Below are 25,289 nucleotides of genomic sequence, written 5' to 3'. Positions count from 1 at the left end.
GGTAGCTTTAGGATTTGCTAAAGCCGGATGCTTGGTTAACTTGCTTGTCCGGTTTGTCGGGGGGAAAGGGATAGAAATATCCCTGCCCTACCCATTAAACTACTGGTATCGTGTTCGGCTTTCAAGCCGGATACCTTTCCTTTTTCATCAACTTCCCCTCACGGGGATGGAAACAATTTTCTGCAATTTCCTTCAGTTGTTCTGGAGAAAAATCTTTTTCATCAACTTCCCCTTACGGGGATGGAAAATTTATAAGTATGTTGCGATCGCATTTAGCAATGGCGACCAAGGATTTTGCTAAGTTACAAAAATAACCTCATGTCAAAACAAGTAAAAAAACCAAATAATCGGTTTATGTGCCGAGATTTAAGTGCTAGCCAGTTGAGTTGGCTAATTACATCTAGCATTTTTTTATTTCTAGGAACTACTGTTGGTGTGGCGCAAGTTAAAACACCATATAAGTCAGGGTTCACACTGCAACTTTTACATACTTCTGACCAAGAAGCAGGTGTCCCAGCCCTGAAGGATGTGCCAAACTTTTCTGCGGTGTTGAATGCACTCAAAAATCAAGATGCTAATGGTGACAGCAAGCCTGATTATCCCAATACTTTAATCCTTTCATCTGGAGATGCTTATATTCCCAGTCCCTTCTTATTTGCCAGTGACACAGTGTTTGGTGGACAAGGACGAGGAGATATTTTAATTTTAAATGCTCTTGGGTTTGGTGCGATCGCCTTTGGTAATCACGAATTTGACTTAGGTACGGGTGTTGTTGCCGATTTAATCCGCCCTCAAGAAGATTACCCAGGTACAAAATTTCCCTATCTCAGTACAAATCTAGACTTCAGCACTGATAAAGACCTAGTAAAATTAGTTACTGCCGATGGACAAGAGGCAAGTAAAATCCCTAATAAAATTGCCCGTAGCACCATCATTACCGTCAATGGTGAAAAAATTGGTGTAGTTGGGGCGACAACTCCCACACTGCGGTCTATTTCTTCTCCCGGTGGTGTGACTGTCTTACCTAAAGAATTTAATGACCGTGATGCCGCAGACATCGCCGCCTTAGCTGCTGAAATTCAAACTTCTGTTGATACACTGCTGACAAAAAACCCAGAGATTAATAAAGTCATTCTGTTGGCACACATGCAGCAAATTGCTATTGAGCAAAAGTTAGCAGAATTACTCAAGGGAGTAGATATTATTGTTGCTGGTGGTTCCAACACCTTACTAGCTGACAAAACAGACCGTCTTCGAGTCGGTGATAAATCTGCTGGAACTTATCCAATCCTCAAAAAAGCAGCAGATGGTAATCCCATAGCCGTAGTTAATACCGATGGAAACTATCGCTATGTTGGTCGTTTAGTAGTTAACTTTGATGCCAATGGAGTGATTATTCCTAAAAGTATTGACTCCAAAATCAGCGGTGCTTATCCGACTGATTCTCCAGGTGTAGCAGCTGTAGGCGGGAAACCCGATGCCAAAATTGTCGCCATTACAGAAGCACTCAAAAAAGTAATTATTGCCCAAGATAGTCTGATTTTTGGGAAAACCAACGTTTTCCTCAACGGCTGGCGGGGTGATGTTCGCACCCAAGAAACCAATTTCGGGAATTTGACAGCCGAAGCTAATTTAGCGATCGCCAAACGATATGATCCTAAAACTGTCATTTCCATCAAAAATGGCGGTGGTATCCGTGACAATATCGGTATATATACCTTTCCCCCAGGTTCGACTCGCTCACAGGATGTTATCAAACTGCCACCCCAAGCAAATCCTGTAGCAGGTAAGAAAGAAAAAGAAATTTCCCAACTTGATATCATCAATGCTTTACGGTTCAACAATGGTTTGACTTTAGTTACTCTGAATGCAACAGAACTACTAGCGGTGATTGAACACAGCGTAGCGGCCATAGCACCCGGTGCTACTCCTGGCAGTTTTCCCCAAGTAGCGGGATTAGCCTTTAGCTTTGACCCAAACTTGCCAGCCGGGAAGCGTGTCAAATCCCTGGCAATCAAAGATAGAAAAGGCAAAATTATTGATGTAGTAGTTAAAAATGCCGAGTTAGTGGGTGACTCTAATCGGATTTTCCGCACTGTTACCCTCAACTTCCTAGCAGGTGGTGGTGATGGCTATCCTTTTCCCAAAAGAGAACGGGTTGATTTGACATCAAAAGATGCCGATAAGAGCAAACACACAGGTTTAGCTACCTTTGCTGCTGATGGTTCTGAGCAAGATGTATTAGCAGAATATCTTGCTGCTAACTTTAAGCAGATTCCATTTACTCAGAGGGATGTGCCACCCGCCGAAGATACTCGCATTCAAAATCTCAAATTGCGTAAAGATGTGGTGTTTTGAAAACCCTCTTTTACAAAGAAAGGCAGGAGGCTCAATTGGAAGAAAACTTTAGTTCTGGGTCATTATTGCCCAGTCAAAAAAAGAAGGCAATATTTTCATAGCCGCCGTGGATGATTGAAGTTGACAAAATATACTTTTACGAGCAAAATATGTATTTTTTATCCCTCTCCAGAAATTTGCCGTTTGGAAATTGATGTTATACATTGGTTCTCAGGTTTTAATCAGAAATTTATTTACCAATGGAAACCCAACAGATCAGTTCAACAACAAAAGAAAATAGACCCACTAAGACGAAAAAACAGTCTTTTCCTGGCATGAATATTGGTACTCCTAAAATACCATTCCGCAAATGTAAGGAAACAGCACAACAGCATGAGTTACTCAGTGATTGGGAAGACGCGAGTTAATTTATTGACACTCCTAACACAGTGTACTGTAAGGTACAAAGACGCGATACTGTACTGTAAAGTACAAAGACGCGATAAATCGCCGTCTCTACAATAATCAGTCTTTTGTAGAGACGGCGATTCATCGCGTCTCTTGTCTGTGATTCATCGCGTCTCTTGTCTGCAATTCATCGCGTCTCTTGTCTATTATTTAAATCAGCGATGCAATGATATTAATACTCATAGCTAAAATGGTGGTATTGAAAAAGAAGGATAATACGCCATGTAACAAAGTCAAGCGCCTCATATCGCGTGATGTCGTCTGCACATCGGAAACTTGGCTAGTCATGCCAATTACAAAAGAATAATATAAAAATTCCCAATAGTCTGGATAGTCGTTATGAGGAAAATCTAAACCTCCGGTGATTTCTTTACTATTATTACGATTAATATATTTGTAATAGCTATGTGCATATTGCACTGCAAACATCGTATGCACTAATAGCCAAGAACCGACAATGGTCATAATTGAAAGTATGACATGTAGGGTAAGTAGAATAGTTGATAACTCTTTTTTATCAGTTAGTAAAAACCCAATGGCTAAAACACTAGCACAAGCCGCAGCAATCACCAGCATGAATATAGCCAAATGTCCTTCATATTCACTCTCAGCATAACGGCGAATTTTTTCTGGGTTAGCTTTGATCATTTTCCACCAAGTCACGGCTAAGAAAAAGTCAATGCCGGAGTTCCAAGCACAGAGAATGCGAATGGGTAAGTGCAGCCAAGCCGGAAGGATTACTGAAACTAATACAGCGAGTCCAACAGCAATTATCAGCCGGGGTCGAGAGTCAAAGTTTTTGAATAAATTCAGTTTCACAAATATTGCGATCGCAGAGTTTAAGTAACATACTTCTACACTAATGCAAAGCATACAGTGTTAGTGTATAATGTCCGATTCCACAGAGATAATTTGGTAAATTTGGATGGAGAAATTAACTAAATCAGTGCGATTTTGGCTTTGTGCAACTATCCTAATTTTAGGTTTGATAGGCTGCGATCGCTTTATCGGTACTTCTGGAGAACCAGTTGAGCGAGTCAGTGATGGTGATACTTTAGTAGTGAAAGATCCCAATGGTAAAAATGTTACAGTGCGCTTTGCTTGTGTAGATGCGCCAGAGATAGCTCATACCAACAAAGAAAAGCAGAGTAAACGCATTAGCGATCGCAATCAATTTACTTGGGGTGTGAAAGCCCAAGAAAGAGTACAACAACTGGTGCAACAAGGAGGCGATCGCGTGACTTTGAATATCACCGATAGCGATCGCTATGGACGCAAAGTTGCCGAAGTTCGTTTACAAAATGGCACTTTTGTGCAGCAGGTATTGTTGCAAGAAGGATTGGCAAAAGTGTATCGTCCCTATTTAAACAAGTGTCCTAGCAAAGACTTAGTTCAACAAGCCGAAGCTAAAGCAAAGGAACAACGGCTTGGCGTTTGGAGTGATGCTAAATTTGTAAACCCTTGGGAATATCGCAGCCTATATAAAAAGTAAAACAGGAGTCAGAATTCAGAATTCAGGAGTCAGGAGTCAGAATTCAGAATTAGTGAATACTCTACCCATAAAGTCCCCTATTCTTCTCCCCAAGTTTGTAGTTGTAAATACACTAGTACTAGCGTCCCTGCTAGTAACACCGTCGCGGCGGCGGCGGCATAACCAAAATCAAACTGGCCAAAAGCCTCTTGGTAAATGTAGTAAACCAGCAAATTAGTTGAATTCAGTGGGCCACCGCCAGTCATCACATAAACTTGCTCAAAACTCCGCAATGTAAAAATCGCGGTAGTAATGATTGCAAATATCAAAGTAGGGCGCAATCCAGGCAGAGTAATATACCAAAATTGTTGCCAAGCATTTGCTCCATCCAAATCTGCTGCTTCATAACGACTGGGAGGAATTGCTTGCAACCCTGCTAAAAAAACCACCATATTGAAACCGAGTTGTTTCCAAATGCTCATTAAAATAAGTACCGGCATTGCCCAAAATGTGTCTCCTAGCCAGGGTATGGCTGGAATGCCAAAAAACTCTAAAAGTCCGTTAACTGGCCCTGATGTTTGAAATAGCCAGCGAAATCCCAAACCAGCTGCCACAAGTGAGATAATTGAAGGCAGAAAATAGGCACTCCGCAAGATTCCCCGCAAGGGAATAGAGCGGTTTAATAGCACAGCCAATCCCAAAGAGATAACTAAAGTGGGAATGATGGTGGCAACAGTAAAATAAAAGGTGTTACCCAGAACTTGCCAGAAGTCGGGGTTGAGTAGCAAGCGCCAATAGTTTTTTAAGCCTATCCAATAAGTACCTTTTAAGGTGAAACTACCAGCGGTAAAACTGAGGTAGAACAAATAAGCGATCGGCCAAATGATAAAAACACCCAGTAAAATTAGTGCTGGTGTAAGAAAAATCCAGGCGGCAGCTGTATCATTATCCAACCACGATTTAGTATATTTTTTTGGCATCTATAATTTTCCCTCTTAGCTGTTATAACCCTCCGCCCTGATTTTACCCTGAGCTTGATTTCTCTCAGGATTAGCGATGTCTACGACGGGCTACGCCTACGCTTGGGGTTTGCTCTTGGTTCATAATTATCTCCACTTGGCTTAATTATGACCGTAAGTACAGCATCTCCGGCTTCGCTTCTGACTTCTGAATTCTTCTTCTATAGGACTCCTATTTGATTTTTGAACAAGATTCAGTACACATCTATACCCTTCTTTTCTGTTCCCTATTCCCTGTTCCCTATTCCCTGTTCCCTACCTACGCAGATAATTTCAGGAATCAAATCGGATTACTATAGTTTCATTCTATGTTTTCATAGGCTTGGATTTTTTCATACAAACTATCAACGTTATCTTGAGCAAATAGTTTTTCTTTTAGTTGTAAATAATCACCTTCGCCTAATTTACAAGCTGCCCAAAATTTCATTACCTTGGATGGCTCTAAATGTGTAAAGAGTACCTGCATTACTTCTTGTAAATTTTGCTGTTCGTTAATAACTTTAATTGTCATCTTCCATCTCCAAAATAAAATCAGTGGGGTTGATTGCTTTGAATGTTAAACTTTGACAGCGATTGATTAATCTCTTATCACAAGTGATAAAATAATCACTTTGAGAAGCTTCGGCACAAGCAACATGGAGAGCATCAATGGCTTTAATCCCTTGTTGTTCCAGTTGTTTTGCTCTCACTCTAATGTTTTCATCTAGTAATACTCTCAATGTAGCTATTTGTAAGTATTGCTCCATTGACTGTTGGTTTACAGGAAAAGGGTTACGACTATTTTCATATTCTAGAACTGAAGAACTAACTAATTCTATTAATTTTGCTTCGACCATTTGTAAAGTTAAGATGACAGCTTGTGTTTCTAGAAATACTTTTGGCTGTGTTTGGTCATCGAAGGGGCGGTTATAAATACTTGTGTCTAAATAAACTCTGGTCATGTCACTGTCTCTAATAATTTCTCCGTTTCTTTGACACGGATTTAACCTGAAAAGAGTTTAGGTATTAGGGTATCACGGATAGATGCAAGGGTCTGTGATTGTTCATTATTAGAACTGAGCAATGCCATAGTTGATTTAACTGAATTACCAAAGCGTTGATTAATTTAGCTAGTAAAGCACCGAACAAAAAGAGGAAATTTTCTTTCTGCTTGATGCTGTTGAATAGCTGAATTTCTGAGGTATCGCTTGGGTAAGCCCTTGATTCATAATTATCTCAAGTTGGAATCTTTACTTAAACCTAATCCTAATTTGATCCACTCTGTTTTTTCAAAAAAAAATTAGATTGTTCCGCTTCGCTACACTTTAAAAGGGTAAAAGAAAGAAGGGTAGAGGGCTAAAGTATAAAGGGCTACTAAAGAATCCTCCCGGCAGCGCACACAACACGAAAACCAATATTGACGTCGTGGTCGTCGTGCGTGCTGCCGTAGCGAAACGCGGAACGGCAGTACCCAGGAGAGTAGTTCCAGGAACCGCCCCGCAGCAATTGATTTTCATTATCATTATCTTCTATCCATGCACTTCCATCAGTAGGCGCTCCTTTATAGCTGTTATGCCAAGTATCTTGGCACCACTCCCAGACATTCCCGTGCATATCGCATAATCCAAAGGCGTTGGGTGGAAAACTTCCTACTTCTGTTGTTTTTTGACGATATTTCCCTTTTGGTGCAGAAGCGTAAGTAGAAGTTCCATCGTAGTTGGCTAACTCAGTTGTAATCGTCTCGCCAAAGTGAAACGGTGTATTTGTGCCAGCACGACAGGCATATTCCCACTCTGCTTCACTTGGTAGGCGATATTCGCGCCCAGTCTTTTGACTCAGCTTTTTGCAAAATTCCACTGCATCATTCCAGGATACTTTCTCTACAGGACGTTTTGCCCCCTTGAAGGAGGAGGGATTGCTGCCCATTATTTGCTGGTACTGTTCCTGAGTCACTTGAAACTTGCCTATAAAGAAAGCAGGTACATTTACAGCGTGTTGTGGTTCTTCACTTTGGCTACGACCAGTTTCACCAGGTGGCGAACCCATCTTAAATGAACCAGCAAGAATCTTAACCATCTCCAGAGTTATGCCATTACCTAAGTCCTCCTTAAAGAACTTAGCTTGCTTGGTAGGATCTCGTTTAATTACCTGTCCCTTTTCATCTACTGTTACCGTTTCAAACTTAAAGGTTTCAAGCTTAACGGGAATATATTTAAAAACTTCACGACCCACCACTGCTGTCACCAAACCTACACCTCCCAAACCAGCCCACTTCAAAAACTTTTGTCGGGTAATTCGCTCTTGAGTCGGTTGAGTGGTTTGCTCTTGAGCCGATTTAGTGAATTTAGTAGGGCTTGGCTGCTGAATATATTGCTGCTGTAATTTTTGGTGATATTCTGCTTCCTCTGGCTGCCTTTGTTTTTCTGCCTCCTGCTGCTTTAGTCGTACTATTTCTTGTTGTTGCCGTTGTTTCTCTGCCTCCTCCTGTCTGATTCTCTCTTGCTGTTTCCGGGATTCTGCTTCTGAAGATGATTGAATAATAATTGCTTCGATCGCAGCTGTTTCCGCATCATTTAGTTCTAAAACTTGCTGAAATCGTCGTAACTCCTCACGAGTAGCATCACTCAGAGGATATTCAAACTGTATCGATTCTCTAAACACCTCTTCATACTGCTGAAGCTTTTGCCGATGTTCTTTGATCGCAGCAACAATTGGATTTTCAATTGCAGTCACATTCTCAGCAGTCAGATTCAACGCTTGATGATGTTGGGTTAGTTGAGAGCGTTTGAAAGCACTAAGCGGATATTCTTGCCCAATAGCCTCTGTAAATTCCTGCTCATATTGCCGCAAGTTTGCTTGATGGGTTTCAATCTCCGCATTAATCCGCCTCTCGATCGCACTCACATCTCCTTCACTCAACCCCAACGTCTGCCAAGTTTCCTGCAACTGCTTCCGTGTCACATCATCAGGATAATGCTGGCGCTGCGTCGCCTTCACAAACGCCTGTTCGTACTGCTGGAGTTTTTGATAATAGCTTTCAATCTGTGTTGTGATTTGCGCTTCAATTGGTGCAACATCTACATCTGTCAATCCCAAGCGCTGCTGCTGTTGACGTAAATTATTCCGGGTTGCCTCGCTGAGAGGATATTCCTGCTGCGTGGCAGTAAAAAACAGCCGTTGGTAGTCCTGGAGTTTCTGGTGATATGCCTCTACCTCAGCCGTAATCTGAGATTCGATCGCCGCAATATCTCTATCGGCAAGTTCTAATTGCTGCTGGGTTTGCCGTAAGCGATCGCGGCTTGCTGCACTCAGAGGATACTCCTGTCGCAATGCCGTTGTAAAGGCTTGCTGATATATTTGCAAGTTTTGCTGATGCGTCTTAAATCGTGCAGTCACTAGTGCCTCAATCGGCATCGTGTCCTCATTCCGCAGCCCCAAAATTTGTTGGAGATTTTGCAGATCGTGGCGATCGCTATCGGTAATTCTCTCATCTCGCTCCAGTAGTTCAGTGAATACCTGCTGATACTGCTGGAGTTTTTCGCGGAACTCGTTGCGATACGGTTCTAATACCTCATCTTCGATCGCCTTCGCTTCAGTTGTCTCCAATCCCAAGCGAGTCCTCTGATAATCCAATGTCCGACGACCAACAAGAGAAATTTCGCCTCGATGAATAAATCTCGCTACCTCTTTACGGTATCGCTGTCTGGGATCACCAGGAGCCACCTTTGCCAGTCGAATTTTAAAGCCTTCTCGAATTGCATAGATTTCCGGCTTCATCGCAGGTTGGAGTTCTCGCACCTTCTGGCTGGCGTATTCATGGAGTTCATCGATAGAGATAAACTCATCTTGATCGCGATCGGCTTCACCTGACTTGATACCTTCAATCAAAAAACGAGTGTAAATCGATAAATCTTGCCCCTCTTGCTCAAAGGAATATTGAGTCGAAGTAGAAGAAGTCAACACTGCTCGTCCTTCACCGCCTAACTGCTCCCGGATGTCAATCATGCCGTCATCTTTAGCAGACATCCCCTCAGCAAACGCGCCACTAAAGCAGCTATCTAGGATTACCACCTGCCGCCGGGAACGGCTTTCGCTCATGCGATCGTGAATAAAATTGGCAGACACCGACGTTGAGCGAATCAATTCGCCTTGCTGCGTTTTACTGGTGTTGCGAGTCGCCAGATACAGCCTACCGCGATCGTCTTTGATGCCGTGTCCTGAAAAGTACAGCAGCAGCAAATCATCTTTGTGCCGTCCAGAGAATAGCGTTTCGATCGCAATTTCTACAACTTGTCGCTCAGGATTGTTTAGCAGGGTAATATCTGACGCAGCAAATCCGCCCATCTCTGGATGCAGCAGTACATCGTACACTGCTTCCACATCTCTAACTGCACTGGGCAAAGGGTTCAGCCCTGGTTCATACTCACTGACCCCAATCAGCAACGCTACCTTTGCCATTTAACTCACCTATGCTGCGATCAAATTCGATGCGGCTTTAATCTCTGTGTTGTTTCCCTTAGAGGTTGTTTGAAAAGTCGTTGGCTGTGATTTTAATTGCATTCTTACCCCCCTTAATCCCCCCTTAGAAAGGGGGGAAACCGGAAAATCTAGTTCCCTCCCCTTTCTAAGGGGAGGGTTAGGGAGGGGTAAAAAATATTTGATACATCAATCATGACTTTTCAAACATCCTCTTATACCAAGCTTTAGAATATCATCTTTATCAACCGGACTAGTACCGCAAGGCGGAATTCGTAATTCGTAATTAAATTTTATTTGCAAGGGTTTCAGACGTTTAAGATGGGTGGCTTATTTACGCCGTGCGTTACTAGTAGTCTGTCAAGAACTAATTTACAGATAAATTTCCTGTAGAGACGGCGATTTATCGCGTCTCTCTAGCTTGATCAAAGAATCAAATTCTACCTATTTATGTCATAAAAATCTAGGCGGCTACTGTATCATTATCCAACCACGATTTAGTATATTTTTTTGGCATCTATAATTTTCCTTCTTAGCTGTTATGACCCTCCGCCCTGATTCTACCCTTAGCTTGGTTTCTCCTAGCATTAGCGATGTATGCCAACAAGTCGCCCCTTTAAAATTGGGAATTATGGCTTCTGGGAATGGCAGCAATTTTGATGTAGTTGCTCAAGCTATCCAAGATGGGCAGCTAAATGCCCAAATTCAAGTTTTAATTTACAATAACCCCTCGGCGAAAGCAGCCGTAAGAGCAGCTAATAGAGGTGTAGAAGCTGTTTTATTAAATCACCGCAACTATCAAAGCCGAGAAGAATTTGATGATCAAATTGTGCAGACATTGCGGCGCTACGATGTGGAATGGGTGATTTTGGCTGGTTGGATGCGATTATTAACGTCAGTTTTCATGGATGCCTTTCCTGACAAAATTATTAATATCCATCCTAGTTTGTTACCTAGTTTCAAGGGAATCCATGCTGTAGAACAAGCCTTGGCATCTGGGGTAAAAATCACTGGCTGTACAGCGCACATAGCTTGTTTAGAAATGGACAGTGGCCCAATATTGATGCAAGCCGCAGTACCAGTATTGCCCGATGATACAGCAGAAACACTCCACGCCAGGATTCAAATTCAGGAACATCGAATTTTACCGCTAGCGATCGCTCTGGCAGCTTCTTTATCAAAAGTGACACTAAGTTTAACGTGAAAATACATAGTTTGTTACAATACTGCTTGGGTAAAGCATTTTGAACTCGGAATTGGGTTTGGGAAAAGGTTAAAGGGTAAAGGTTAAAGGTTTTTTCTTTCCCCTTTAACCTTTTCCCCAAAACCCGACAAGTATTGTAGTTTGTTATTATAGCCGTAGCCACATAGGCTAGGACATTTTGAAAACCGCAAGGCTAGGAATAGTAATACTTTTACCTCCTGCCTCCTGCCTTCTGCCTCCTGCCTCCTGCCTCCTGCTATACTTGCTCATTCGTGAGAAAAATATCCCCGACTTTTACGAAGTCGGGGATCTGCGGGTTGCAATAGCTATTCTATTCATCAGAGTTAGCTTCGGCAGCTTGATACGCTTGTAGGAGCCTAGCATGATCGAGAGTAAATCCTACTTGCATCGCTATCTGGGCAAATAAATCAATCTCAGGCTGTTGCCAATCACGGGGTTCAGAACACTGATGTGCAATTAATAAGCCAAATAGCTGCTCATCTTTGATAATGGGTGCTACTAAATTTGCTTTGACAGCAAAGGATTCGAGTAAGTTAATGTGACAATCAGCCAAATCAGACTCATAAATGTTGTTGATTGCGACCACGCGACCAGACTGGTACTTTTCTACATAGCCTTGAGTAAAACAGGGATCGTGGATTTTAGACCGCAAAACTTTGGGATAACCTGAAACCACTGATTCGGCAATGATAATTCCGAACCAATTAGCGTAAAAACTATAAACCAGCACTCGGTCAGTACTTAGTGCTTTGCGAACCTCTTCCACAGTGGTTTTGATGATATCCTCTTCGTTAAGTGATTGGCGAATCTTGCGGATAATATCCACTAGCAACTGACTTCGCATCCTTTCGGCTTCGATTCTTTGCAGGAGTCTGGCATGATTCAGAGCAAATCCCACTTGCATGGCTATTTGACCAAATAAATCAATCTCGGATTGTTGCCAATCACGAGGTCTGGAACACTGATGTGCAATTAATAAGCCAAATAGCTGCTCATCTTTAAGAATGGGGGCTACTAAATTTGCTTTGACAGCAAAGGATTCGAGTAAGCTAATGTGACAATCAGCTAAACCGGCTTCATAAATGTTGTTGATTGCAAGAACACGACCAGACTGATACTCTTCTACATAGCCTTGACCAAAACATGGGTCTTGGATTTCAGCTCGCAAAACTTTTGGGTAGGTGAGAACAACTGATTCGGCAATCACAGTTCCAGACCAATTAGCATTAAAGCTATAAATCATCACTCGGTCAGTACTCAGTACCTTGCGAACCTCATCTACGGTGATTTTGAGGACATCCTCTTCATTGAGCGATTGGCGAATGCTGCCGATAGTATCTGCCAGCAACCGACTTTGCACACCTTCAGCCTCAATTCGTTGCATCAACCTGGCGTGGTCAAGAGCAAATCCTACTTGCATTGCTATCTGGGCAAATAAATCAATCTCAGGCTGTTGCCAATCACGGGGTCTGGAGCATTGATGGGCAATTAACAAGCCAAATAGCTGTTCATCTTTGAGAATAGGGGCGACCAAATTTGCTTTGACGGCGAAGGATTCGAGTAGGCTAATATGACAATCAGCCAAACCGGACTCATAAATATTGTTTGTGGCGACAACGCGACCAGATTGATACTTTTCTACATAACCCTGACCAAAACATTGGTCTTGGATTTCAGACCGCAAAACTTTGGGATAACCTGGAACCACTGATTCGGCAATGATAATTCCAGACAAATCAGTGTTAAGGCTATAAACCAGCACTCGATCAGTACTCAATACTTTACGAACCTCTTCCACAGTAGTTTTGAGGACATCCTCTTCGTTGAGGGATTGGCGAATGCTGCGGGTAATTTCTATGAATAACTGAGCTTTATCTGCCTTGGTATCTACCTGTTTTAGAAGCTTGGTGTAGTCAAGGGCAAATCCTACTTGCATGGCTATCTGAGCGAACAAATCAATTTCAGACTGCTGCCAAAAGCGAAGTCTAGAACACTGATGTGCAATCAATAAACCAAATAGCTGTTTGCCTTTAAGAATGGGTGCTACTAAATGGGATTTAACTGCAAATTGTTCCAGCAATTCAATATCACTATCACTGAGATCGGCTTTATGGATGTTATCAATAGCACGGATGCTACCATTCTGGTATTTTTCTACATACCCTACCTCTAGTCCTGGATTAGAGACTGTAACCCCTAAGATTTTCGGTAAGCCAGGTGCTACGGATTCAGTGATAAAGGTTCCATTACAGTTGGAGTTGAAGCAAAAAATGGTGACGCGATCAATGCTTAAAGCTCTGCGAATTTCTTCTGAGGTAGTTTTGAGAACATCTTCTTCATTAAATGATTCTCGAATCCAGCGGGTAATTTGTATCAATAGCTGGGAGTAATCAGCTTCGGCTTCTTTCTCTTGTACTAAAACCGAAAGCAAGTCTGTAAATAAGGTGATGTTTCTCTCTAACATCACTAGTTCATCTTGGTTAGCGATGAAAACTTCAGTAAAGTCACTGTCTGGACGTAGCTTCGTTTTGATATTGTTAGAGATTGTTGCTGCCTTGCTGACTCGACTTATAACTCGATTCGTCACCAAAACAGCGATCGCACCTGCCAAAATTGCTGTTACTCCCATACCAGTTAACAGGAGTGATAATTGTCTCTGTAGAGCAAGTTCTGTTTCGGTTGAACTTTTTGCACTCTCAAGTCTTACTTGCGGAATTTGTTTGGTAATTAAATTAATGCCGTAGTAGTAAGTAACTGTTCCAATTGCAACCACAGGAAGGACACTGATGCTTAGTGCCCAAACTATTGCTTTTGTCTTTAAACTCCACTTTTGCTGCCACAGTCTTTGTTTACGATTTCGTCTTGCTTGGCTTTGAGAAAAAGACTGATTCATAAATTAAACCTGGATTGTTGCAATTGAAAATCAGGTAAGTAACCTCACCAACAAATTCTACACAAAACTTATTCAATAAAGACTGGCTTTCGGGAGTATTTTAAAGCACTAACCTTCTACTTTGTACCCAATAAGGCTTTTTTTCTCTTTGAACTCAAAAAATCAGGTCTGATTAATGGGCTTGGTAAAAATCAAATTGCGATCGCTTTGTTGGAATATCTTATTTTCTCATTAGGTGTTGCGATTTTTGGCAAGACAGCCAAATGAATCAAAAAAGACGCGATTCATCGCGTCTCTACAAATGTCTACATAATGTTCAGCTATTCTGGTTGATTAGGACGATTTTCGTGATGAGAGGCTCCGCGATCGCCAGGAGGATGAGGTGGAACGCCTAGTGCATCGATTAATTGTTGTTCAGTGACACCAAGTTTCGCGGCTGCGGCTGCAAAATCGGGTTTGGGTGGGCGTTGATTGCGATCGCCTGGATTTGGAGGATTGGCAGGAACTCCTAACGCAGCTTTTAACTGTGCTTCTGTAACTCCTAACTTGGCTGCTGCGGCTGCAAAATCAGGTCTGGGTGGACGTTGATTGCGATCGCCTGGATTTGGAGGATTGGCAGGAACTCCTAACGCAGCTTTTAATTGTGCTTCTGTAACTCCTAACTTGGCTGCTGCGGCTGCAAAATCAGGTCTGGGTGGACGCGGCTGTTTGTCCGATGGTTGGTTGGGTGGTAGTTGCGCCTGTGCAATTTTATGGGATTGATTAGCAGCATTTGCTTGATTGAGTGAAATAAAACCAAATGTGCCAACCAAAACAGGAATCGCTGTCACCACTAATACTCGACGAATATTCATCATTAAATCTCCAAAGGTTTATATTTTTAATTAAGTCTTCTCAAAATTACAGCCTGCCCTCTTTTTGAATTACAGTTTTGTAATTTGAGGAAGGAATCCTCTGGCAATATCACGGCTGAGGGCAAGGCAAAGTTTAAGGGTGCTTCAATTAACGATTATTTTGTCCTACCCGGTTTTGAACTGCGCCCTGATTATGCGGTTGGGGATGTTGAGGAGAACGTTTTTTCTGATTGGGACGGGGTTTGGAATGTCTAACTTTTGGTTTTTTATCAGATATTTGTGGTCTGTTGGGCTGTTGTGAAATCTGTACGTTCCGATGAGAGGGATTAGCGGCATTTGCCTGATTGGGTGCAATGAAACCAAATGTACCAATCACAAAAGGAATTGTTGCTAGGGCTAAGATTCGACGAATATTCATAAAAATCAACCTTCAAAAGGTAGGGTGTTCATATTTCTAATTGAGCCACCTCAAAATTACAGCTTCCCTATTTTCTAAATTACAGTTTTGTAATTTGAACAAAAAAATAATGAATTTAGAATGGAAGAATATATGAATTAATAAATGCTTGTGAATGTTCTATTTGTGGAAGATGAAGCGAAAATTGCTAACTTTGTCCGGGCTGGACTAAAGGAGCAGGGATTTGTCGTAGACTACTGCGATAATGGTGATGAAGGATATCTGCGGGCATTAGATAACGAATATGATGCGATCGTACTCGACATTATGATGCCGGGAAAGGATGGACTATCAATTTTAAAACTATTGCGGCGGCAAGGTCGGAATACTCCGGTGATTTTGTTGACGGCTCGGAATGAACTAGACGATCGTTTGGAAGGGCTGAATTTAGGAGCCGATGATTACATTGCTAAACCGTTTTTTGTGGAAGAATTAGCGGCTAGAATTCATGCTGTTGTGCGCCGGAGTGGAAGCGAACGCCAAAATCTGCTTTGCGTTGGTCCCATCAAACTCGATCGCATCACCAGAGAAGTCACTTGCGATCGCCAGGCGATAGAACTCACCAGCCGCGAGTTTAATCTTCTAGAATATCTCATGCGCTCTCCCGGACGGGTTTTTACTCGTACCCAAATCTTGGAACACGTTTGGGGCTACGACTTTAACCCCAACACCAATGTCGTGGATGTTTGTATCCAGCGAATTCGTAAAAAGATTGACCCCATTAATGAAGTAGTCTGGATTGAAAGCATTCGAGGGGTTGGATACCGATTTCGCAAGCCAGATTCTTCCTCATGAAACTTCCTTCCTTTCGACTTCGCATTGCTTTGTTGTCTGCGGCTTTAGCTGGTAGCACATTAGTCGGATTTGGTGCAGTTTCCTGGTTTCAGATTTACAATGCCAAGATTAGCCGCCTAGATGCAGAACTATTAAATCATTTGATGCGGGCAACTCGTTCACCCGATCGCGAACGATGGCAACTTTACGCAGACTCGTTACCTTATGCCTTTGGCGGTGGAACAAATATAAAAACTCCCATCGCTCTGCTAGTGCTTGACGCAAACGGCAAGATACTTTACGAATCTAATTCTCTACCTGCCGATCTCAAGGTGAATCCTCTGCTGGTTCAACGTCTTCAGTCAATACCTCTACCACCACCTCCTCCTAGAGAACCACCACCTTTTCCCCCCATTACAAATCCATCCTTCGAGCCGCCACGCCTGATTCGTCCACGTCCTCCTCAATTCGTCACTGAGCAGACGGCAACAACAGCTTGGCGGATTGGGGCAACTAAATTTCCCAATGTTCAGATTGCCATTGCTGTGAGTCTGGAAGCCGTCGATCAAGAAATGGCTACCATTCGCAATATCTTCCTGGTTTCAATTCCGGGAGCGCTTCTGCTGGTTGCGGTGGGAGCATGGTTAGTTTCTGGTAGCGCTTTACGTCCCATCCATCAATTAACGGGCGTCATTCAACAGGTGACTGTCAAAGGGCTAGATCAAAGAATTCCCATTGGCACAACTGATGTTGAATTTATCGAACTGATTCAGGTGTTTAATCAAATGTTAGAACGCTTGGAACGCAGTTTTACCCAAGCTTCTCGCTTTAGTGGCGACGCTGCTCATGAACTGAAAACTCCACTAACTATTTTGCAAGGCGAACTAGAACGAACAATGCAACAGGTTGATCCTGGTAGTGAAGTGCAACAGCGCTTAAGTAATCTGTTAGATGAGGTGCGCCGCCTGAGTGGAATTATGCGGAAACTCTTGCTACTATCTCTGGCAGATGCGGGAAAAATGAGCTTATATCTGGTTGAGGTGGATATGTCTGAGTTGCTGATGGAGATGCTAGAAGATGTGGAAATGCTAGCTCCTCAGTTGACTGTGCAAACAGACTTTACTGATGGGTTGCGGGTAAAAGGCGATCGCGATCTTTTAATTCAAGTTTTGCAAAACCTGTTCAGTAATGCCATCAAATACAATCTTGCCAACGGCTGGATCAAGATTCGCACTCATCAAACTCCCACAACTCTCCATGTTACTATTGCCAATGCATCCCAAGATATTCCACTGAGCGATCGCGATCGCATTTTTGACCGTTTTTATCGCGGCGATCCCTCACGTAACCGTAAGGTAGAAGGAATCGGATTAGGACTCAGCCTAGCCCGTGAAATTGCTCGCGCACATGGTGGCGATCTCACCCTTGATTTAACATCTTCTGGTCAAACGGCGTTCACTCTCACCTTACCGATGTAGTTAGATAATTGAGCGATCGCAGAAGTGTAATTTTGCCCATGCCCGAATGGCACTAAGAAGTGGATATACAAGTATCTGAATTCTGGGTGCTGAATTTTACAGTAGGTTGTGTTACATCTGTGTAGGAATTTGAGGGTTTGAGAAAGTCTAATTTAGCCGTAACGGTTACAGCTACCAATTCATCCCCCAAAGGAAGCAACGTCTAAAATTGTTCTCTCCTGCATCACAAATTAGTTAAATGCCCCTCGTGTATTATCTTTTTTTCGCCGCCAAATTTTCAGTCCTTCAAACCACAAAATACTGAACACCCCAGAGGTGAGACTGACTACTAAATCATCAAAATGCAGAAAAGAAAAACGGAATAGATGCCGCAATGCAGGAATATAAAGTACTAGTCCCATAAAAACTACTGCACCACCCAACACCCACCACAGTGCTTTATTCGGAGTGCGTAACATCTCTGGAATGGTACGCGACCAAGAACGATTGCTCAGAATCATGCTCAAATTCGATACAATTAGGGTGGTAAAAGCGAGAGCGCGGGCATCAAATTCTCCATGTCCAGAGTAATAAGACACAGCAAATACAGCCACTAGCACTACTAATACACTCAATCCTTGCAGCAGTGCTAATCTTAAAGTGCGACGGCTAAATAATGGTTCCTTTGGGTTGCGGGGTGGACGCTTCATCACATTACTTTCTTCTGGCTCTGCCTCAAACACCACCGTACAAGCGGGGTCAATAATTAGGTGTAGGAAGGCAATGTGGATAGGTAATAACACTAAAGGCCAGTGAAAGATTACCGGAATCAACGACATTCCAGCAATGGGAATATGAACGGCTAAGGTATAAGCCATACCTTTTTTCAGATTGTCAAATACTCGTCTCCCCAGCCTGACGGACTGGACAATGGAAGAAAAATCATCATCTAGCAATACCAAGTCCGCAGATTCCCGCGCCACATCTGTACCCCGTTCGCCCATTGCAATGCCAATATGTGCCGCTTTCAAGGCTGGAGCATCATTTACCCCGTCTCCAGTCATCGCCACGATTTCACCTGAGCGTTTCAGGGCATTAACAATCAGTAATTTTTGTTCTGGGACAACCCGTGCAAAGATATTCACAGTTTGAATCCGAGAAAGCAACTCGCCTTCTGGCATCTTTTCTAATTCTGTTCCCGTAATCACTTCTGTAGCAGGTGTCAATCCGATTTGACGGGCAATATTTTGGGCTGTTGCTGGATAATCACCTGTAATCATCACGACCCGAATCCCGGCAGTATAACACTCAGTAATGGCTGGCGCTACAGTCGGGCGAACGGGATCAGCCATGCCTACCAGTCCCAAAAATGCAAATACAAAGTCATGTTGTTTTTCAGGAAGAGAGTTTGGTTTATTGTCCGTTTGATGTCGCCCGATCGCTTTCGCTATTCCCAAAACCCGCAAACCAGCAGCAGCCATTGTATTGATCTGCTGCTCTAAGTCTCCCATTTGTTGGGCATTAAAATGACACAAATCAGCGATCGCTTCTGGCGCACCTTTGGTAGCAATTACCAGTCTTTTCTCTGGCGATCGCCAAACACAAGACATCGCCAACAATTCACCAGACAGAGGATACTCGCGCAATATCTCCCAATCTTGATGTAAATGTTCAGTTCTGGCTAAATAGTCATCACCCACTTGTTTGAGGGCTTTTTCCATCGGATCGAAGGGGTCTTTGCGACTGGCTAAAATCCCAAATTCGATTAACTCATGGTAAGTTTCTGGGAGTGCTTCCCGTTCATGCAAAGCGACATCATAAAAATTGGGAGATACGAATAATTGCTGAACTGACATCCGGTTAAAAGTCAGTGTCCCAGTTTTATCGACACAAAGAACGGTAGTAGAACCCAGTGTTTCCACCACAGGGACACGACGAGTCAACACCCTAGCTAGAGAAAATCGCCAAGCACCCAACGCCAAGAAAATCGCCAATACCACAGGAATTTCATTAGGCAAAATTGCCATCGCCAGCGCTAATCCTGCGAGAATCCCTTGTAGCCAATTGCCTGTAGATGCGCCATAAATTACGACTACAGCAACGCAGATAGCGATCGCTACAAAGGTCAACTTACTCACAATGCGGCGAGTTTCCCTTTCCAGAACCGTCTCTTCTGGTTCCACAGTCTGCAAAGCTTTACCAATCTTGCCCATTTCTGTCTGCATACCAATGGCATACACTTGGGCAATACCTTGACCTTGCACTATCAGCGTTCCCGAATAGACAAAAGGAAAATCGTCACCACCAGGACGATGCTGGGTTGCAGTTTGCGTAGTGTTTTCTAAATCTTTGCTGTCCTTAACTGATTGCTTGCGTACAGGCAAAGATTCACCAGTTAACAGAGATTCATCGACGCTCAAATGAGTAGACCACAGCACCACAGCATCCGCAGGAACTCTATCGCCCTCTGATAAAACAATCACATCTTCACGCACCACCTCCCGTCCCGCAATCCGTTGACGTTCTCCATCACGGATAACTAATGCACGAGGACTGGAGAGATCGCGTAGTGCTTCCAGTGATTTTTCAGTTTTCTGCTCTTGGTATAAGTTGATGCCAACAATGAAGAAAACAAAGCCTAATAGGATTAACGCTTCCTGAACATCACCCAGAAACAAGTAAATGACACCACAACCCAGCAAAAGTAGGAAAATAGGCTCTTTGAAGATTTCCAGAGCAATTCCCCAGATAGTACGCTGTTGGGTAGATGGTAGCTCATTATACCCTTCTTGCTTCAGGCGATCGCCTACGGCTGATGCAGACAGCCCTGTGATAGATTCGAGTTCAATTTTATGAGCCATTTTTCCTCTGCGACTCTGCGTAAATTTTCCATAAACCTAATTAAATTGATTTCTCAAAAGGTTTTAAACAATTTTTACTATTTGCCTCAAGTGTTGTGTAACCAGAGACAGGGCAGATATACAAAGGGCGATTAGCCTGTTTCCAAGAAGCGAGGTTATTCTTAGCTGTGGTGTAGAGTTTGGCGTGTCCCGTTTCTGCTTCTAAAGCGTAGTTAAAAGTTTGGACAGCAGCTTTATTACCAACCTGTTTCGCCTCTTTAATAAAGTCGGGATACATAGTATCGCGTTCGTAAGACTCACCTTTAATAGCCTGTGTCAAATTTTCAGCAGTAGAATTGACTAGAGGTGTAGCAATATTATTTTTAGGTGTGCCGCCCATTGCCTGAATCACCTTAGCATGATTATCGCGGTGAATTGCTTCTGCTCGTGCGGCGGCGCGGAAGAGACTACCAACTTCCTTGTAACCTTCGCCATCAGCTTTTTGTGCAAAAGCTAGATACATTACATGGGCGTTAGATTCGCCATTGTAAGCAGAGATGAGATTTTTGACTGTGGTAGACTCAGGCTTAGTATTAACTTGGGTAGCAGATGGAACAACAGGCACAGATGTTTCAACGATCGCAACTGGAGTTTGTGGAATGCAACCATTTAAACCTAGAATACTGAGGGACGTTGCTCCAAATACAGCAACAGTTTTGAGATTAAAAAATGGTACTTTCTTGGTAAAATCCATAATATAATTCTCCTAATATATGCAGAAGTAGAATTAGGTGTGTAGAGGTAGATATTTATTTAGGCGATGCTTGCGATCGCCATAACTAATAACAGGGTTAGATATACCGAGTTATTAAGGAAGATCGATTTACCTCTCAACAACTCACAGAGTAAAATAAAGAAAGTAAGGAACTAGTAAAGAAATTACGGTTATTACTCAACTATCGGTAACTTCACCCGAAAACAGCTACCCACACCGACTTTACTCGTCACAGAAATCTCACCACCATGAGCAAGAGTAATAGCTTGGACAATAGCTAAACCTAAACCAGAACCACCTTGGCGACGAGAACGGGCTTTTTCGGCTCGCCAAAAGCGGTTAAATACCAAAGGCAGATTTTCAGGTGCGATACCAATACCAGTATCCGTTACTTCAATCACTACAAAATCATCCCTTTTAACGATTTCTACCCTGACTAAACCACCATTAGAGGTATATTGCAGGGCATTTTCTAATAAATTCCCAAATAGTCGTTGTAACTGATGTGCATCCCCCTTTACCCACACCGCATCAATCAAGTTAGCCTCTAAAGTAACTTCTTTAGATTCTGCCTCCGGTTGTAAGGTATCAATTAAATCAAATAAAATTTCATCTACAGGTATGGGAATTGCGGTTTTGGGCAAACTTACAGGCGTAGAATCGCTTCTGGCTAACAACAGTAAATCCTCCACCAAGTGCGTCATCTGCTGTGTCGCTCCCTCTATAATGACGATTTTTTTAACATCACTGGGATGGATACGTTCTGGGTGACTTTGCAGCACATCCACAGTTGTTGTAATCGCTGTTAAAGGACTGCGTAATTCATGAGATGCATCCGCCGTAAACTGTTGTAATTGCTGGAAACTCTGCTCAATCGGTTGCAAGGCTTTACTCGTTAACCACCAACCTGTACCACTAATTAAAACCATCCCCAAAACACCACCAATACCTAAACCCATCAACAGTCTTTCCAGTTCTTTTTGTACTTCCACTGTTGATGCACTTACACGCACATAACCTAAAAGTTGTTGATTTTTTCCCGAAGAATAAACCGGAATAGTTAATGTCCTGATGCCATTTTGCTGCCACGACTGAAAATTAGTAAGAAATGGTATTTCGGGAAATTGCTTTCCTGCTTTTCCTAATAATTGCTTCCCCGCATCAAACCATTCCACACTCTGACGATATAAACGTAAATCTTGCCAAGGAATATCTAAATCTCCATCATTATCTAAAATTCGCGGCATCTTGCGATTTACAGCTGTTTTATCCACCTGAATAGCCGATAAATTATGAGCGGCTGCATCCGCCAACGTCAACAACTGCCTATCTAATTGCTGACTGAGACTATAAGCAAAAAAATGATACACTACTACCGATGACAGTCCCATAACTACTATCATCGCCATTAAATAAGATAAAAGTAGTCGCCAACCGGTAGCACGAAACTGGGGGTTAGTTAAAATATCTACCCGCCGCCAAGGTACGATAAATTTTCTATCTGCAAACCTACTTTTGTTCCTATAAGTTTTGTTTAAGCCGATACCCAAGCCCGTAAACAGTTTCGATAAAATCATTTTTGGCTCCTGCGGCTTTGAGTTTTTGACGTATTCCTCGAATATGTACCTTGACTGTATCTTGTCCAGGTTGGTCAATAGATGACCACAGGTGGTCAAGAATTTGATGACGACTAAGAACGTGCCCATTATTACGGAGAAATAGTTCTAGTAATTGATATTCTTTAGGTGTCATCGACAATAATTGATCTTTGTAAGTAACAGTACAAGTGGCTGGGTCAAGCAGCAGTCCACCCCACTCCAATAAATTTAATAGGGGAGAACTTCCACGTCGCAGCAAAGCCCGAATACGCGCTAGTAATTCTTTTAAATCAAAAGGTTTGATGACGTAATCATCTGCACCTGCATCCAAACCTAGTACTTTATCAGTACTGCTATCTCTCGCAGTCAACATCAGCACTGGCAGTCCATAACCACGCTGACGTAATCTTTGACACAATTCTATACCATTCAATTTCGGTAGCATCACATCCAGAAGGATTAGATCATAGTCAAATGCTGTTATGAAGTCCCATCCTTCCTCGCCGTCACCAGCTACATCAATCGCGTAATTATTGTCAGTTAAGGCTTCTGTAAGAGATGCAGCAATCCGTTCGTCATCTTCAACTAATAAAAACTTCATCGCATAATCACTATTACAGTATTTCTTATTAATTGTTTCTAAACATTATGTAGGTAATCAATTCAAACTTAAAATCAGGCATGAATGAAGTATATGAGGATTTTTAACTTGGTGGTACATCTTTCCAAGTTCTTTACTTTTGCTGTCTTATGCTCAAAGTTAGTTTGAGGTTAAGTAACACATTTATTTTAGATGGATAAGTATTGTTAAACCTCTAACCTCAGCAACGTTGTATTCATTCAAGAGGTTCTAATGGTTAAGATCAATCAGTCTCGTGAATTTCGTAAACTCCATCGTAACATTGCACCAATTTTATTCATTCCTCTACTGCTGAGTGCGTTAACTGGTATTGCTTATCGTCTGGGAAGAAGTTGGTTTGGGATGCCTAGAGACATTGGCGAGATTTTCCTCGCAATTCACCAGGGTACTTTTTTGGGTAAACCACTAGAACCAGTTTATGTATCCTTGGTAGGGCTGGGACTAGTGGGATTGGTGATTACCGGATTTGGTATGATTCGTAAATCCAAGCAATCTCGCTCAAATAAAGCAGAATCTAAACTAACTGTCCGAACCATTCACAGTATTGTTGCACCTATTATTTTTCTACCCTTGTTAGCTAGTGCTGTTACGGGTATTGCTTACCGAGTGGGCGAAAGCTGGCTGGGATTACCAGAAGAACAAATTGAATTATTAATGACAATTCATCAAGGTAGCTATTTCGGGAGTTTTGGCAAATCTATTTATGTTTTTCTTGTTGGTTTAGGGCTGATTGCTATGCTATTTACAGGCATCAGCATGACAGGAATTTTTCGCAAGCGTCGTTCCCCAGTTCCAGAAAGCGAACAAGATGAAAAACTTATCTAAATAAAAATTGTGTTCCTGTTATTAAACTTGTTGATGATCACATAATATTTATGGGGTCTACATCAATAGTTAAGCTAACAGACGAAGGACAAAGCGATCGCACTTCTTCCCAATCGGGTAACTTTGGTAAGGCATCGGGGTCAAATTTAATCAATATTTGCCAGCGATAACGATTAGCTACCCGTAAAATACTCGCTGGTGCTGGGCCTAATATCTCGAATTCTTCTTCTGTACTCAAAGCTGTGGCAATAATTTGCGCCGTATTTTGCACTTGAATCGGGTCGAGACTACTTAACCGCAACAAAATTAACCGCCCATAAGGTGGATAATTGAGTGCTTGGCGTTGTTCTAACTCAGCTTCAGAGAAAGATTGATAATCGTGCGATCGCACTGCTGCAATTACCTGATGTTCTGTAGTATAAGTCTGCACAATCACCCTACCGGGATCTTCGCCTCTACCAGCACGTCCAGCGACTTGAGTCAAGGTTTGAAATGCCCGTTCACTGGCGCGATAATCTGATAAATTTAGCAATCCATCGGCGGCGACAACACCCACAAGTGTCACCTGTGGTAAATCCAAACCTTTGGTAAGCATTTGCGTACCAACTAATAAATCCGCTTCGCCGTTGGCAAACTTGGTAAGTAGAGTCCGGTGTGAGCCTTTGTTGCGGGTGGTATCGCTATCAAAACGAATCAAGCGCAACTCTGGGAATTGTCGCGCTAGTTCCTGGGTGACTCGCTGAGTACCGCTACCGAAAAATTTCAGGTAAGGGGAACTACAATCAGGGCAGAATTTAGGATGCGATCGCGCATAGTTACAATAATGGCAACGCAATAATTCCGGCGCTTTTTCTTCGGTGTGGTGATACGCCAGCGAAACATCACAGTGCGGACATTCCAACACATATCCACAACTGCGGCAAGAGACAAAAGTACTGTGTCCCCGGCGATGGATAAATAAAATTCCCTGTTGTTTTTTTTCTTGCAACTCTTGCAAAGCTGTTTGCAGCGATCTACTAAATATAGAACGATTTCCCTGCTGCAATTCTTGCCGCATATCAACTATTTCCACCGGCGGTAAAGGGCGGGAGTTGACGCGCTCAGGCAAACTTAAGTAATGAGTAATGAGTAATGAGTAATGAGTAATGAGTGAGGAGTTAGGAGTTACGAATTCTCCCTCTGCCCCCTGCCCCCTGCCCCC

The 25,289-nt window shown here is 42.6% G+C and carries 21 protein-coding genes; 8 read left to right on the top strand and 13 right to left on the bottom strand.

Going from position 1 to position 25,289, the window contains the following annotated elements:
- The 3 genes from A4S05_RS42775 to A4S05_RS42295 all read left to right on the top strand — a co-directional run.
- Positions 1-301 (top strand): hypothetical protein (locus tag A4S05_RS42775; RefSeq protein ID WP_218108002.1); only part of this gene is annotated, 301 nt, incomplete at its 5' end.
- A gap of 17 nt (positions 302-318) precedes the next feature.
- Positions 319-2,358 carry a bifunctional metallophosphatase/5'-nucleotidase gene (locus A4S05_RS33575; RefSeq protein ID WP_069074095.1) on the top strand — a complete coding sequence of 680 codons (2,040 nt, stop codon included), beginning with the start codon at positions 319-321 and terminating at the stop codon, positions 2,356-2,358.
- 239 nt (positions 2,359-2,597) lie between these two features.
- Positions 2,598-2,765, top strand: coding sequence for a hypothetical protein (locus tag A4S05_RS42295; protein WP_176727184.1), 168 nt, complete (start codon positions 2,598-2,600; stop codon positions 2,763-2,765).
- Between the two features lie 190 nt (positions 2,766-2,955).
- Here A4S05_RS42295 and A4S05_RS33570 read toward each other — a convergent pair whose 3' ends face one another.
- Positions 2,956-3,678: a DUF1345 domain-containing protein gene (locus A4S05_RS33570; protein ID WP_256091352.1), complete on the bottom strand. Its 723-nt coding sequence runs from the start codon at positions 3,676-3,678 to the stop codon at positions 2,956-2,958.
- A gap of 52 nt (positions 3,679-3,730) precedes the next feature.
- On the opposite strand from A4S05_RS33570, the gene A4S05_RS33565 reads away from it, so the two are divergent.
- A complete protein-coding gene (locus A4S05_RS33565; RefSeq protein ID WP_069074094.1) occupies positions 3,731-4,297 on the top strand; it encodes a thermonuclease family protein in 567 nt (188 codons plus the stop codon).
- A gap of 77 nt (positions 4,298-4,374) precedes the next feature.
- Here the strand turns inward: A4S05_RS33565 and A4S05_RS33560 are convergent, their stop codons facing one another.
- The 4 genes from A4S05_RS33560 to A4S05_RS44405 all read right to left on the bottom strand — a co-directional run bounded on the left by A4S05_RS33560 (position 4,375) and on the right by A4S05_RS44405 (position 9,732).
- Positions 4,375-5,256, bottom strand: coding sequence for a carbohydrate ABC transporter permease (locus A4S05_RS33560; RefSeq protein WP_069074093.1), 882 nt, complete (start codon positions 5,254-5,256; stop codon positions 4,375-4,377).
- Positions 5,257-5,596: 340 nt separating this feature from the next.
- Positions 5,597-5,806: a hypothetical protein gene (locus tag A4S05_RS33555; RefSeq protein WP_069074092.1), complete on the bottom strand. Its 210-nt coding sequence runs from the start codon at positions 5,804-5,806 to the stop codon at positions 5,597-5,599.
- A complete protein-coding gene (locus tag A4S05_RS33550) occupies positions 5,796-6,236 on the bottom strand; it encodes a PIN domain-containing protein (RefSeq protein ID WP_069074091.1) in 441 nt (146 codons plus the stop codon). Before A4S05_RS33550 ends, A4S05_RS33555 begins: the two co-directional genes overlap by 11 nt.
- 412 nt (positions 6,237-6,648) lie before the next feature.
- Complete coding sequence (locus A4S05_RS44405) at positions 6,649-9,732, bottom strand: caspase, EACC1-associated type (protein ID WP_069074090.1); 3,084 nt, start codon at positions 9,730-9,732, stop codon at positions 6,649-6,651.
- Between the two features lie 559 nt (positions 9,733-10,291).
- Between A4S05_RS44405 and purN the strand changes: the two genes are divergently transcribed.
- Positions 10,292-10,954, top strand: a complete 663-nt coding sequence (purN, locus tag A4S05_RS33540; protein WP_069074089.1) for a phosphoribosylglycinamide formyltransferase — start codon at positions 10,292-10,294, stop codon at positions 10,952-10,954.
- Positions 10,955-11,285: 331 nt separating this feature from the next.
- Here the strand turns inward: purN and A4S05_RS33535 are convergent, their stop codons facing one another.
- The 3 genes from A4S05_RS33535 to A4S05_RS33525 all read right to left on the bottom strand — a co-directional run bounded on the left by A4S05_RS33535 (position 11,286) and on the right by A4S05_RS33525 (position 15,140).
- Positions 11,286-13,868 carry a GAF domain-containing protein gene (locus tag A4S05_RS33535; protein ID WP_069074088.1) on the bottom strand — a complete coding sequence of 861 codons (2,583 nt, stop codon included), beginning with the start codon at positions 13,866-13,868 and terminating at the stop codon, positions 11,286-11,288.
- A 320-nt stretch (positions 13,869-14,188) separates the two neighbouring features.
- A complete protein-coding gene (locus tag A4S05_RS33530) occupies positions 14,189-14,725 on the bottom strand; it encodes a hypothetical protein (RefSeq protein WP_256091351.1) in 537 nt (178 codons plus the stop codon).
- A 145-nt stretch (positions 14,726-14,870) separates the two neighbouring features.
- Positions 14,871-15,140, bottom strand: coding sequence for a hypothetical protein (locus A4S05_RS33525; protein WP_069074086.1), 270 nt, complete (start codon positions 15,138-15,140; stop codon positions 14,871-14,873).
- Positions 15,141-15,290: 150 nt separating this feature from the next.
- On the opposite strand from A4S05_RS33525, the gene A4S05_RS33520 reads away from it, so the two are divergent.
- Entirely contained in the window at positions 15,291-15,974 is a 684-nt protein-coding gene (locus A4S05_RS33520) for a response regulator transcription factor (protein ID WP_069074097.1), read from the top strand.
- Complete coding sequence (locus A4S05_RS33515) at positions 15,971-17,431, top strand: ATP-binding protein (protein ID WP_069074085.1); 1,461 nt, start codon at positions 15,971-15,973, stop codon at positions 17,429-17,431. Before A4S05_RS33520 ends, A4S05_RS33515 begins: the two co-directional genes overlap by 4 nt.
- A gap of 230 nt (positions 17,432-17,661) precedes the next feature.
- Here the strand turns inward: A4S05_RS33515 and A4S05_RS33510 are convergent, their stop codons facing one another.
- The 4 genes from A4S05_RS33510 to A4S05_RS33495 form a co-directional block, all read right to left on the bottom strand.
- Positions 17,662-20,271, bottom strand: a complete 2,610-nt coding sequence (locus A4S05_RS33510) for a cation-translocating P-type ATPase (protein ID WP_069074084.1) — start codon at positions 20,269-20,271, stop codon at positions 17,662-17,664.
- Positions 20,272-20,311: 40 nt separating this feature from the next.
- On the bottom strand, positions 20,312-21,004 hold the full coding sequence (locus tag A4S05_RS33505; RefSeq protein ID WP_069074083.1) for a rubrerythrin family protein: 693 nt from the start codon (positions 21,002-21,004) through the stop codon (positions 20,312-20,314).
- Positions 21,005-21,198: 194 nt separating this feature from the next.
- A complete protein-coding gene (locus A4S05_RS33500; protein WP_141699882.1) occupies positions 21,199-22,602 on the bottom strand; it encodes a sensor histidine kinase in 1,404 nt (467 codons plus the stop codon).
- Positions 22,547-23,224 carry a response regulator transcription factor gene (locus tag A4S05_RS33495; RefSeq protein WP_069074082.1) on the bottom strand — a complete coding sequence of 226 codons (678 nt, stop codon included), beginning with the start codon at positions 23,222-23,224 and terminating at the stop codon, positions 22,547-22,549. The genes A4S05_RS33500 and A4S05_RS33495 overlap by 56 nt, the downstream gene beginning before the upstream one ends.
- Before the next feature lie 252 nt (positions 23,225-23,476).
- Between A4S05_RS33495 and A4S05_RS33490 the strand changes: the two genes are divergently transcribed.
- Complete coding sequence (locus tag A4S05_RS33490; protein WP_069074081.1) at positions 23,477-24,088, top strand: PepSY-associated TM helix domain-containing protein; 612 nt, start codon at positions 23,477-23,479, stop codon at positions 24,086-24,088.
- A gap of 37 nt (positions 24,089-24,125) precedes the next feature.
- Here A4S05_RS33490 and priA read toward each other — a convergent pair.
- Positions 24,126-25,289 (bottom strand): replication restart helicase PriA (gene priA, locus A4S05_RS33485; protein WP_256091350.1); only part of this gene is annotated, 1,164 nt, incomplete at its 5' end.

This window comes from Nostoc sp. KVJ20 (genome assembly GCF_001712795.1).
GTDB lineage: Bacteria > Cyanobacteriota > Cyanobacteriia > Cyanobacteriales > Nostocaceae > Nostoc.
Note: the sequence above shows the minus strand (reverse complement) of the source record. Positions and strands in the feature narration are given on the sequence as shown.